We start from the raw sequence: 10,956 nt of genomic DNA on the forward strand, positions 1-10,956 counted from the left end.
CTGGTATCCTCTAACTTTCGTAGTCGCGGTTCTTTTGAACTCGCGTACCGAATATTTGGATCGACCTTATGCTCATGATTTCAGGCTTTGGTTACAGCCGCAATGAAAAAATCGGTTAACGTACGCAAGGCTGGCGTAAGGCATAAGCATTGTTTAGCGTGACGATATGAAGCCACATGATACCATCGCCTATAATGCATTGCCGGCCTATTCAGACGCCGAGCGGATACAGCACGCGCAAGCGTTTTACATGGCGCTCAAAACCCGCCGTACGTGTCGTGACTTTGCCGACACGCCAGTCGCGCCAGAAGTGATCGAAACGGCAATACTCGCGGCGGGGACGGCGCCGAGTGGTGCAAATCATCAGCCGTGGCATTTTGCCGTCATTTCTTCGCCAGAAAAGAAAAAAGCACTGCGAATTGCCGCAGAATTAGAGGAAAAGGAATTTTACGAGCGGAAAGCAAGCCAGGAATGGATCGATGCCTTGGCCCCGCTTGGTACGGATGACGCGAAGCCTTATCTTGAAATCGCGCCCTATTTAATTGTCATTTTTGGCCAAAGGCGTGGCGGGCTTTATCCCGGTGACGATAAGCAGAATTATTATGTCAATGAGAGCGTTGGAATCGCCACCGGATTTTTGATCGCAGCGCTGCATGAAGCCGGTTTGGCGACGTTGACGCACACACCGAATCCGATGAAATTTCTGAACGAAATTTGCGAGCGGCCGACGAACGAAAAACCGGTCATGATTCTCGTGGTTGGCCATCCGTCACCTGATGCAACAGTGCCAGTCCACGCGACCATCAAAAAGCCGCTGGAACAGATTTCAAGCTGGCTCTAAGCTGCAACAGCGAGCAGATTGTAGGGATCAACGCCGCACGAACGCATAGTTTCATGTGCTTTGCGATAAATAACAGGCTCTGCGATGCCGAGGCGTTTGCGCGCGTCAACCAAAGGCTCTTTCAGCAATTCCGCGATATCTTCATGCACAATGTTTTGGGCGGCCTTGCCAATACGATGTCCTTCACGAACCGCAGCCATTATAGGCGCAGATGGCGCGACGCGCCGTTTCAATTCAAAGCCACCGGCATACGCAATGAAGCCAACGCCAAGATTCCGGTTTTGCGCGTAAGTGAAAGCCAGAACACATTGTTCACCAAGCGCGTCGCGTCCGTAGCCTGTCAAAACATGCAGCACGTCATGGGTGTCACGTAAGCGGTCGCCATAGCGGTCGATACCGTCTTCGAACCGGACGCCTGCATCTGTAAACTTTTCATATTCGGCTTCAAGCCCTGCGGCGCTCAGTCCTTCGCGTTCCATGAAATCGACATAAGCCCGCCCGACGGTTCCGGCGGGTAATTTTTTGATGCTGTCATGGTCATCCAGAACATCAATCAGGCGTTGATTCGATGCAAGTATGCGCTGTCCTTTTTCGCTGTGCCAAAACTTGCCCGCAATCGTGCGGAACTTGCGTCCCCGCAGCGCCGCGATGATGTGGAATACCTGCTCGGTATCTTCTTTGTCGGCAATCAGCTTACGAAAATGATGCCATGCCTTAAACGGACGAAACTCGTCCGCAGGGCGGTCGGGATGATGAAACGGCACAGCGGACATTGAAAACCTCCAGTGAAATTTAACGCGAAGATATTTTCTACCTACATCTATGTCAATAAGAAAAACTTAATGGGCTGGACGTTTCGCGATTCTGCTGTATTATTTCAACAATACAGGGGGAAATCCATGCAAGCCGATACTGAACGCTTTTTGACGCTTGATGCTATGCGCGGTTTTGCGGTGATGGGCATTTTGGCGATGAATATCATTGCGTTTGCTATGCCCGAATGGGCCTATATCACGCCAAAGGCTTATGGCGGCGTTTCGCTTGAAAACGAGATATCCTGGTTCGTTTCTTTTGTTCTTGTCGATGGCAAAATGCGGGGACTATTTTCAATTATGTTCGGTGCCAGCATGATGCTGGTTATCGAAGGCGCACAGGCAAAAGGCGAGAATCCCGGAAAAACCCATTTTGCACGCATGTTCTGGCTGGCTGTATTTGGCTTGGCGCATTATTTCCTGCTGTGGTTTGGCGACATATTGTTTTTATACGCCAGCGTTGGGTGCATCGCGTTCCTGTTCAGGAATTGGGAGCCCCGCCGGTTGATAAAATGGGCGCTGATTATTTTCGGACTCGGCCTTTTATTGTGGGGCGCACAATTCACCGCGCTTCAGCTCTTGTAATATTTTGCGAATTTGCCTGGTGCCGACGCCGATCTGGTTACGCAATATCGCAAGATTACCAGCAACCCTGATTTCGATATGAATATTGCTAAGGAACTCGCCCTTCATAGGGGCCCCTATTGGCCTATCGTCGCAGATAAATTGTCCGAATGGTACGCGCCTTTAATGATGATATTGCAATCCATTACCGAAACTCTACCGCTGATGATGATCGGAATGGCGATGAAGAAAAACGGTTTTATAACCGGAAAATGGGCCAGAGCTGACTATATCAAATGGATAAAAAAGCTTGTACCTGCGGGTTTATTGCTAAGTGCTGTTCTGGCGGCTGGTCTGATTGCGGTTGACCATGATGTCATCAATTCGCTCGCGGTGTTTCTTGTATGGAACTCGATACCGCGCTTGATGTTGACTATCGGTTACGTGGCGTTGTTCGTTCTCTTGATCGATAGACTTTCTGGCGGCGCCTTCATTAGCCGTGTCGAGGCTGCTGGGCAGGCTGCATTCACCAATTATCTGGGTACCAGCATCGTTATGACCAGCCTATTTTATGGATATGGCCTCGGGCTTTACGGTAATATCAGCCGCATCGGGTTATGGCCTTTCGTGTTCGGCGCATGGATTGTGATGCTGCTCTGGTCAAAACCCTGGTTGGCGCGGTTTCGCTATGGTCCGCTTGAATATGTGTGGCGTAGCCTTGCCCGCGGGAAATTGCAAAAAATGGTGCGGTAGGTGCCAGACACCCTAAAGCTATTGCAATCAATTCGCATTAACGGTAACAAAGACCATCAGGAGCGAATCGATGGTCGTGTGTGTATGCAATGCTATCCGGGAAAAAGATCTGCGCGCAGCTGTGCGGTCAGGATCGGATCGCCCGAATGATGTGTATGCCCGGCTGGGACGCAAGCCTAAATGTGGCCAATGTTTATCGTTTGCGCGAAACATTATCAGCGCCGGTCCTGCAACCGCTTAGCAATAGCGCAGCATAAATCCTCGCAATTCTGCGGATTTTTACCTTCACTTGCGTGTCTTTGGCCGCTATTCAGACTACAACAGCCAATAGGAGTCACGACATGAAGGGCGATGCGAAAGTCATAGAGTTTTTGAATGAAGCTCTCAGAAACGAACTGACCGCGGTCAATCAATATTGGTTGCATTATCGTATGCTCGACAATTGGGGTGTGGCGAATCTGGCTCATTTTGAGCGGCATGAGTCCATTGACGAAATGAAACATGCGGATCGCTTGTCGGAGCGCATTCTCTTTTTGGAAGGCTTGCCTAATTTCCAGCTACTTGGCCGCTTGCGTATTGGCGAGACAGTCGAAGAGATATTAAAGGCCGACCTCGAATTGGAATATGAAGCCTTGCCGCTTTTGAAAGATGCAATTGCCTATTCGGAAAGCGTACGTGATTTTGTCAGTCGCGATTTGTTTGCAGACATCCTCGAAAGCGAAGAGGAGCATGTCGATATGCTGGAAAAACAATTCGATATGATTGCGCGGATGGGAATCGAAAATTACGTGCAGTTGCAATCACGGCCGGCCGAAGAATAGGACCTGACCCTCAGCACTCGACCCTTGATAAAAGGTTTAGCCGTAACTCATACCGCCAAGGGCGTTACGTTGGCCAAAGCTGACGGGACGGCGTTCGACAAGAGGGCTCGCTTCTGACTCAAGCGCAGACAATGTGGCTTCGAACACAGGGCGAAGACGAACAATTTTTTCGACCAGTTCAGATGGATCGATCTGTATTTCGACATAATGACGTGCCGACATTTCGATCTCTTCGGCCAGAAGCGCGAGCTTATCGGCACCAAATTGCCAAGACTCACCTTTCAGCGTGTGGGCAGGAATGACCAGCTTGGCAGAATCTTTTAATCGCAACGCTTCTTCGATAGCCGCGACAGATTTCGTTCCATCCTCCCGGAAATAGCCCAAAATCCGCACAAAACCGGCACCTAATAGGTTGCGGGTTTCGGTAAAAGTCTTCCAGTCAATCAGATCATCCGGCTTATCGGTCAACGCGCTGCTCCATGGACAACGAAAATGGTCCTGTCGGGTTCCTTTACACCCGAAGAAGTAAACAGAGCGTTGACATAATCTGTTCGGCAAACACGCGGATCATCCGTTGTCAGCAAAGGGGTTTTTTGAGGACCTGAAATTGATCCGAACCGGCACCGCACCAAAATCAAGATCACGGCGAATACCGTTGAGTAAATAGCGCGCATAGCTGGCCGGAAGCTCATCCGTGCGGTTGCCGAATATTACAAAAGTGGGCGGCCGGTTTCGTGCCTGTGTCATGTAACGCAATTTAATCCGTTTGCCGCCGGGGGCAGGTGGCGGATTCGCAGCGACTGCGGCTTCGAACCAGCGATTTAGGATGCCGGTGGGTACACGCTTGTTCCATGCTTCGCGCGCGTCGAACGCTGCGGAGATCATGCTATCCAGACCTTTGCCAGTTGCAGCGGAAACGGCGATCATAGGCACGCCTTTCAATTGGGATAGGCCTTCCTCCAATGCGGCGCGGATGCCGTTGAACAGGCTGCTGCCATTTACAGCAATGTCCCATTTGTTAATCGCAATGATGAGCGCCCGGCCTTCTTGAATAACATGGTCCGCAATTTTGAGATCCTGTACTTCAAGGCCCTTGGTCGCATCGAGCAGCAACACCACCACTTCGGCAAAATCAATGGCGTGCCGTGCGTCAGCGACCGATAGCTTTTCGAGCTTATCCTGCACCTTGGCACGCTTTCGCATCCCTGCGGTGTCGATCAACCGGACGCGGCGCTCGGTTAGTAGCGGCGGAATATTGCCCTCTTCATCGGGTTCGCCCTGTTTCGGACTGGGATCGGTCCAGATCCAGTCGACGGATATGCTGTCGCGGGTAATCCCCGCTTCAGGGCCGGTAATCAGTCTGTTTTCGCCCAGCAATTTGTTGATGAGCGTCGATTTTCCTGCATTGGGTCTGCCGACGATGGCCAATTTCAAAATCGCATCGGGTGCTTCCGGATCCTGTTCTTCAAACGCACCACCGTCGATATGTGGCAAAAGCACCTGGAATAGGTCAGCCATGCCTTCGCCATGCTCGCCGCTAATGGCAATCGGGTCGCCAAAGCCAAGGGCATAGCTTTCCAAAATACCGTCATCGCCTTGCTTGCCCTCAGCCTTGTTGACGGCCAGTACAACCGGAGTTGCACTGCTTCGCAGCCAACGGGCGATCTCCTCATCAAGAGGGGTAACGCCGACCCGGCCATCAATCAGAAAAAGGGCAACTTGCGCCCCGGCAATAGCTGCCTCGGTCTGCATTCGCATACGGCCGGGCAGGGTGTCGGGGTCTTCATCTTCATAACCGGCGGTGTCGACGATCGTGAATTCAAGGTCGAAAAGTCGGCCCTGACCCTCACGTCTGTCGCGTGTGACACCGGGGGTATCGTCCACGAGCGCAAGCTTCTTGCCAACCAGGCGATTGAACAAGGTGGACTTGCCGACATTTGGCCGACCAATAATGGCTACCGTCGGCAACATGCCGGCATTACTCCTTTATAATATCAGCGAAACGCCGAAATTCGACCCGAATCGTCGAGAATGTACAACGTGCTATTCGCAACAACAGGCGCCAATGAAACGGAGGCGTTCAGATCAAATACTTCGCTGGCCGCGCCTTCTTCGGGCGAAATCGACCAGATGCTGCCACGCGAACTTGCGACAATCAGGCGGCCCCCTGCTAGCACTGGTCCATACCAGCTAATAGGGCCCTTCTTTTTTTCTTCATTGTTGTACCGCTGCAATTTGGAAATCCAGCGTATCTTGCCGCTGGACCGCGCAACGCAGAGGAGCCGGGCTTCGTCAGTCATCACAAACACCCATTCACCGACCGAGACAGGCGTCGAAACACCGGCAATATTGATTTCCCAAATACGTTGGCCTGTTACCAGTTCATAGGATGCCATACGCCCGCCCTTACCAAGGGCAAAAACACGGCCGCGATCAATCACCGGATCGGCATCAATATCGGTCAGTGTTGATACTGACGTCGACATTGCTGTCCGCGAAAGCGTATCGGTCCACAAGCTACGGCCATTTTCATACCGATAGGCTGCAAGCTCGCCGCTTGAATATCCGGCGATGACCGTACCTTGCGCGGCCGCAGGGGCACCAACGCCGAAAATTCCGGAGGCCGCTACTGGCCCGGCCTCATTCCATTGGGGTTCGCCATCGGTTTGACGCAGGGCGTAGATTTGATTGTCCTGAGTCATGACATAAACATTGCCATTGGACAAAGTAGGGGCACCACGTAATGGTCCGGCTGGGCGCTTTTTCCAAACAACGGCGCCAGTATCGGCGGCCACAGCGGTTACGTCGCCAACGCCATTTGTTGCGAATATGTTGGTGCTTGTGGCACTTACGCCGCCGCCAAAGCGTGAGGGCTTACCGTCATCGTCAATTTCCAGAGCGTTTGACCACAAGGCCGCGCCGCTATTCGCGTCGAACGCGGATATCCGTGCTGTCGTGTCCACAACATACACCCGTGCGTCGCTGACGACAGGGCTCGCGGCAAGGCGCGCCCTCGGGTTGGCACCGGTCACATTCGCGGTCCAAATGCGGGTGAGTGCTTGACCCAGTTCCACATGGCCAGGCGATTTCGAAGCATTTCCGCCCGGTTGGGCCCAAGCGTCATTTACGAGTGGCGGGGGAAGGATAACGGCAACATTGCTTAGTGCCGGATCGACCTCCATATCACGCTCTGTCCCCAGAATATCGACGCGATTGCCGACTGTAGGCGTGTTGTTCTTTTTGCCCGCGTCGCCGCGCACGCCGTCAAGTACGGCACAGCCGCCCAACGCCGCAGATGCGGCCAGAACCAAAAGCAGTTTTGTGCTGATCTTCACCTATTCACTCTCCCTGGGTCGCGGTTTTGTTTGTCGCTTTTGCCGCATTTGTCTTTTCATCAACCTGAACAGTGTCGATACCGAGTGCCCCCGCCATCTGTTGAGCACGGCTCCGAAGGCTTTGCGGGACGCCTTCCTGCTTGGCGATTTTGGCAAAAATGGGCCCGGCGAGATTGTCTTTGCCCATCTTCATATACGCTAATGCCGTCAGTTCGCCGGCACTGCCGAACCAGGCGTGCCCGGGCGTCGCCAACAGTTTCAGACGGTCGACAACGGTTTGTGGGGCAAGTGTATCGAATTCCGCGCTCGTCTGACGGATGAGCGCCAGATCCCGGAATGTTTGGGGCAGGCTGCTATCTTTGGCTACTTTAGCATACATCGCGATCGCGTCTTTGGTCTTGCCTTCTTCGCCGAGCAGATTGGCTTCGACCATCAGGGCCATCGCGCGATAGCCCGGCTGTTCCGCCTTGAAGAGTTTAGCCAGCTTGGCGCGACCTTCCTTAGCTTGTCCGGCACGCAATTTATCCATTGCTTCGACAAATTGCTCACTTTGCTTGTCGGCAGCGGATTGTTGGATGTTCTGGTAGACGATCCAGCCGCCAAAAGCCAAAAGTCCGGCAACAACCGCCGCCAGCAACCAACGGCCGTAGCGAGTCCAGAAATTACTCAGATCGCTTGCGCGGACGGCGTCGTCTACTTCGCGCAGGAAAGCTTCATCGCTTCCGGCGCGTTTATCAGTCGGTGTTAAAGCCAAAAGGGCCTCCGAATTTGCATGATAACCATATTGTTGCGCCGTCCTTAGCGGGACTCACCGAGATAGGCCAGCCCTGCTTCAAACTGGTTCATACAATTGGTCAGGGCCAGGAAAGCTGCGGTCACGCACGCCGCTTGCAAATTCGCGTACTGCTTCTTCGATCGACGAGCCCATATTGCCGAATTTTTTGACAAATTTCGGCACACGGTCGAACAAGCCCAACATATCCTCTGTAACCAAAACCTGCCCATCGCACTGCGCCGATGCGCCAATGCCGATCGTCGGGCAGTCGATTTTGTTGGTAATCTCGATGGCGATTGGTTCCAATACGCCCTCGATAACCATTGAAAAGGCGCCGGCGTCCGACATTGCAACAGCGTCTTCGACAATGGATTTGGCTTCTTCGGGGCTTTTACCTCGCACGCCATAGCCGCCTAAAATGTTGACCGCCTGCGGGGTCAGGCCGACATGCGCCATAACAGGGATACCGCGAGACGTTAAAAATTCGACGGTGGGGGCAAGTACGCGTCCGCCTTCGATTTTAACCGCAGCCGCACCGGTTTCTTTCAGCAAGCGGGACGCATTGACAAATGCTTGCTCGGGCGATGCTTCATAAGAACCAAAAGGCATATCAACGATAACTGCCGCATGATAGCTGCCGCGCACGACAGCCGCGCCATGGGCCGCCATCATTTCCATCGTTACCGCAACGGTATGCGGCAAGCCGTAGATCACTTGTCCGAGCGAGTCGCCAACAAGCAACATGTCGCAATGCGGGTCCAATAATTGCGCCATTCGGACAGTATAAGCCGTCAGCATGACCAGCGGTTCGCCACCCTTGCGTTGCCGGATGCGCGGAACAGTAAGCCGCTTCATTGGCGAAGGTGTCGGGTTGGCGCGACTGGTTGACGTGTCGAAGCTGAGCGTTTGGGGTCGTGTAGACATGTCGAAGGGCTTAGCGACCTTTGCGGCTTTACAAAAGCAAGAACCGAAAAATGTTATTCTGACTTGACTCAATGTTAAATAAATATAACATTATGTAAGAATCAAATAACAAAGGAGACTATAAAATGTCATTTCGCGAACAAACCCACTGGGCTGCATTCATTGCTTTGACGATAGCGTTTGGTTGGTATTTTCTGTCCTATCCCTGGTCGATCATTTCAACGCCTGCGGGCGTCGGCTCGGTTGCAGGAATGTTGGTGCCGGTAACAATCATTATCATCGGCGTTATTGCATTTACCGCCGCCTTTTTTGCGATACGCGCACCTAAAGAAGCGCAGTTAAAAGAAGATGAACGTGAACGGAGCATCCATATTCGCGGCACACATTTGGCTTATTATCCGCTCGTCCTTGGCGTGTGGGGCAATATGATCGCGATATTCTACGGGCTAAGCCCTGGCGTATATCTCAACATGTTGATCGCCACGGTCGTCATCGCCGAGTTGGTGCGCGTGGGGTCTCAATTATATTTTTACCGCCGGGGCTATTGAAAATGGCAAATATCCCATTCGACAACGATATTAGAACGCTGCGCTTTTTGACCGGCGAAATGACCCAAGGTGATCTGGGTGAAAAGGTCGGCGTCACCCGCCAAACCATCGCAGCGATTGAACAGGGAAAATATTCCCCGTCTTTAGAAGTGGCGTTCCGCATTGCCCATGTGTTTGGCAAGCCGCTTGAAGATGTATTTCGCTGGCAAAATGACATTCCATGAATGCGGCGCCGCATCGAAGGCCTGAACATCCGCTCCCCGGCAAGGTTCAGGCCTTCAACTTTACCGTTGGAATGTACAATATTATCCCCGTATCACCGGCCTATCGCGGAAATTGCCTGCGCTGGATTGTCGCTGAAAATGCCATCAACGCCCGCCGCTAGAAAAGCGCGGATTTCACTTGCGATATCGCCTGGATCCCGTGGATCGAGACCCGATTTGGCGCTCAATGGCAGGAAGTAATTTTCGCGTCGGAATGTCCAGGGGTGAACCGCCAATCCCGCATTATGCGCGTCGCTGACAAGGTTTGTCGGGGTGTCAAGATTGCCCAATATAGTACGCGGTATGACGAGTGCTTTGTTCGGACCTATGCCATCGGCATAGCTTGCCACCGTCTTTAATCCTTCAGGCGTTGCCATTGCCGGATAGCTAAGATCAGACCTGTCTGCCGGGCTACCTTTTTCGTCCATCAACTGGATCAGCCGTAATTTGGTTTTGCCACGCAAAGCCTTTAAATTTTCGACTTCAAACGACTGGATGAAAACGGGCGAAGATTTCTCGACATGGCCAAAAGCGTTTAACAGCGTGAGCAGGGGCGCCTCATGCGGCAGGCCAATCGAGGCGAAGTAACCGGGATGTTTGGTTTCGGGGTAAACGCCTATGGTGCGCCCGGTATCTTTGCTTTTGGCTTTCGCAAGTTCCAATATCTCTTCAAAGGTGGGGACCTCGAACTGGCCATCATAGGCCATATTGGCCTGGCGTAGCTGAGGCAGCCGCTCTTTCGCACGTAAAGTTTTGAGCTCGGCTAGCGTGAAGTCTTCGGTAAACCATCCTGTCATGGATTGGCCATCGATTATCTTGGTTGTTTTGCGATCTGCAAATTCCGCTTTAGATGCAACATCGGTGGTTTCCGAAATCTCATTTTCATGCCGCGCGACTAATATGCCATCTTTGGTTAGCACCAGATCGGGTTCGATGAAATCTGCGCCTTGCTCAATCGCAAGAGCATAGCTGGCAAGGGTATGCTCTGGTCGTTCGCCGCTGGCGCCGCGATGCGCGATAACAATGACTGGGCCATCAAGTGGCTTTTGCATGGCGTAGCTCTCCGAAATGGAACAGGCGGATAAAAGGGCAGCGCTTAAAAGGGGGATTAAAATATTCATGCTTCAGAACTTCACCTGGTTATAAATTTCGAGTTTGAACCCGACCAACAAATTTTCGCCGCTTTCCATCTGTGGACGCCCCTAAAGATGCAAGCGGTTTTTGAGAGGGGTGCATGTAGTCGGATGCTGCCATCTGTCCGGCCTCTTGATGCAGCATAGCTGCGGGCCCGTATGGGAGTTCGCGGACCGGAACCACATC

Annotated in this window: 14 protein-coding genes; 7 read left to right on the top strand and 7 right to left on the bottom strand. The window is 52.6% G+C overall.

Annotated features, from left to right (window positions below; genetic code table 11):
* Window positions 1–166 precede the first annotated feature (166 nt).
* The gene (locus ACEW72_RS13120) at window positions 167–841 is read left to right on the top strand and encodes a nitroreductase family protein (protein ID WP_373476840.1); all 675 of its coding nucleotides are present in this window, start codon (window positions 167–169) and stop codon (window positions 839–841) included.
* Here ACEW72_RS13120 and ACEW72_RS13125 read toward each other — a convergent pair.
* Entirely contained in the window at window positions 838–1,614 is a 777-nt protein-coding gene (locus ACEW72_RS13125; protein ID WP_373476841.1) for a Coq4 family protein, read from the bottom strand. The two genes, ACEW72_RS13120 and ACEW72_RS13125, sit on opposite strands and share 4 nt — an antisense overlap.
* A gap of 126 nt (window positions 1,615–1,740) precedes the next feature.
* Between ACEW72_RS13125 and ACEW72_RS13130 the strand changes: the two genes are divergently transcribed.
* The 4 genes from ACEW72_RS13130 to bfr all read left to right on the top strand — a co-directional run bounded on the left by ACEW72_RS13130 (window position 1,741) and on the right by bfr (window position 3,791).
* A complete protein-coding gene (locus ACEW72_RS13130) occupies window positions 1,741–2,238 on the top strand; it encodes a DUF418 domain-containing protein (RefSeq protein ID WP_373476842.1) in 498 nt (165 codons plus the stop codon).
* 12 nt (window positions 2,239–2,250) lie between these two features.
* Window positions 2,251–2,970 (top strand): DUF418 domain-containing protein, encoded by a 720-nt coding sequence (locus ACEW72_RS13135; RefSeq protein ID WP_373476843.1) that lies wholly within the window; start codon window positions 2,251–2,253, stop codon window positions 2,968–2,970.
* 70 nt (window positions 2,971–3,040) lie between these two features.
* Window positions 3,041–3,211 (top strand): bacterioferritin-associated ferredoxin, encoded by a 171-nt coding sequence (locus ACEW72_RS13140; RefSeq protein ID WP_143776982.1) that lies wholly within the window; start codon window positions 3,041–3,043, stop codon window positions 3,209–3,211.
* A gap of 100 nt (window positions 3,212–3,311) precedes the next feature.
* On the top strand, window positions 3,312–3,791 hold the full coding sequence (bfr, locus tag ACEW72_RS13145) for a bacterioferritin (RefSeq protein WP_373476844.1): 480 nt from the start codon (window positions 3,312–3,314) through the stop codon (window positions 3,789–3,791).
* A 36-nt stretch (window positions 3,792–3,827) separates the two neighbouring features.
* Here bfr and ACEW72_RS13150 read toward each other — a convergent pair whose 3' ends face one another.
* The 5 genes from ACEW72_RS13150 to panB form a co-directional block, all read right to left on the bottom strand.
* Window positions 3,828–4,259, bottom strand: coding sequence for an Hpt domain-containing protein (locus ACEW72_RS13150; RefSeq protein WP_373476845.1), 432 nt, complete (start codon window positions 4,257–4,259; stop codon window positions 3,828–3,830).
* A 99-nt stretch (window positions 4,260–4,358) separates the two neighbouring features.
* Complete coding sequence (gene der, locus ACEW72_RS13155) at window positions 4,359–5,762, bottom strand: ribosome biogenesis GTPase Der (RefSeq protein ID WP_373476846.1); 1,404 nt, start codon at window positions 5,760–5,762, stop codon at window positions 4,359–4,361.
* A 23-nt stretch (window positions 5,763–5,785) separates the two neighbouring features.
* Window positions 5,786–7,126 (bottom strand): PQQ-binding-like beta-propeller repeat protein, encoded by a 1,341-nt coding sequence (locus ACEW72_RS13160; RefSeq protein WP_373476847.1) that lies wholly within the window; start codon window positions 7,124–7,126, stop codon window positions 5,786–5,788.
* Window positions 7,127–7,130: 4 nt separating this feature from the next.
* Entirely contained in the window at window positions 7,131–7,880 is a 750-nt protein-coding gene (locus tag ACEW72_RS13165) for a tetratricopeptide repeat protein (RefSeq protein WP_373476848.1), read from the bottom strand.
* A gap of 78 nt (window positions 7,881–7,958) precedes the next feature.
* Window positions 7,959–8,825, bottom strand: coding sequence for a 3-methyl-2-oxobutanoate hydroxymethyltransferase (panB, locus tag ACEW72_RS13170; protein WP_373476849.1), 867 nt, complete (start codon window positions 8,823–8,825; stop codon window positions 7,959–7,961).
* Window positions 8,826–8,950: 125 nt separating this feature from the next.
* Here panB and ACEW72_RS13175 point away from each other — a divergent pair, with 125 nt between their 5' ends.
* A complete protein-coding gene (locus ACEW72_RS13175; protein WP_373476850.1) occupies window positions 8,951–9,373 on the top strand; it encodes a hypothetical protein in 423 nt (140 codons plus the stop codon).
* Window positions 9,374–9,375: 2 nt separating this feature from the next.
* On the top strand, window positions 9,376–9,597 hold the full coding sequence (locus tag ACEW72_RS13180) for a helix-turn-helix transcriptional regulator (RefSeq protein WP_373476851.1): 222 nt from the start codon (window positions 9,376–9,378) through the stop codon (window positions 9,595–9,597).
* Window positions 9,598–9,689: 92 nt separating this feature from the next.
* Here the strand turns inward: ACEW72_RS13180 and ACEW72_RS13185 are convergent, their stop codons facing one another.
* Window positions 9,690–10,688 (bottom strand): glycerophosphodiester phosphodiesterase, encoded by a 999-nt coding sequence (locus tag ACEW72_RS13185; RefSeq protein ID WP_373476852.1) that lies wholly within the window; start codon window positions 10,686–10,688, stop codon window positions 9,690–9,692.
* Between the last annotated feature and the right edge of the window lie 268 nt (window positions 10,689–10,956).

It is taken from the genome of Sphingorhabdus sp. (assembly GCF_041737645.1).
Classification (GTDB): Bacteria; Pseudomonadota; Alphaproteobacteria; order Sphingomonadales; family Sphingomonadaceae; genus Sphingorhabdus_B.

Excerpts from the sequence above, each read along its gene's own strand:
- ACEW72_RS13130 (WP_373476842.1), top strand. The coding sequence starts at position 1,741 with ATGCAAGCCGATACTGAACGCTTTTTGACGCTTGATGCTATGCGCGGT.
- der (WP_373476846.1), bottom strand. The coding sequence starts at position 5,762 with ATGTTGCCGACGGTAGCCATTATTGGTCGGCCAAATGTCGGCAAGTCC.
- ACEW72_RS13185 (WP_373476852.1), bottom strand. The coding sequence starts at position 10,688 with ATGCAAAAGCCACTTGATGGCCCAGTCATTGTTATCGCGCATCGCGGC.
- bfr (WP_373476844.1), top strand. The coding sequence starts at position 3,312 with ATGAAGGGCGATGCGAAAGTCATAGAGTTTTTGAATGAAGCTCTCAGA.
- ACEW72_RS13175 (WP_373476850.1), top strand. The coding sequence starts at position 8,951 with ATGTCATTTCGCGAACAAACCCACTGGGCTGCATTCATTGCTTTGACG.
- ACEW72_RS13180 (WP_373476851.1), top strand. The coding sequence starts at position 9,376 with ATGGCAAATATCCCATTCGACAACGATATTAGAACGCTGCGCTTTTTG.
- ACEW72_RS13125 (WP_373476841.1), bottom strand. The coding sequence starts at position 1,614 with ATGTCCGCTGTGCCGTTTCATCATCCCGACCGCCCTGCGGACGAGTTT.
- ACEW72_RS13120 (WP_373476840.1), top strand. The coding sequence starts at position 167 with ATGAAGCCACATGATACCATCGCCTATAATGCATTGCCGGCCTATTCA.
- ACEW72_RS13140 (WP_143776982.1), top strand. The coding sequence starts at position 3,041 with ATGGTCGTGTGTGTATGCAATGCTATCCGGGAAAAAGATCTGCGCGCA.
- panB (WP_373476849.1), bottom strand. The coding sequence starts at position 8,825 with ATGTCTACACGACCCCAAACGCTCAGCTTCGACACGTCAACCAGTCGC.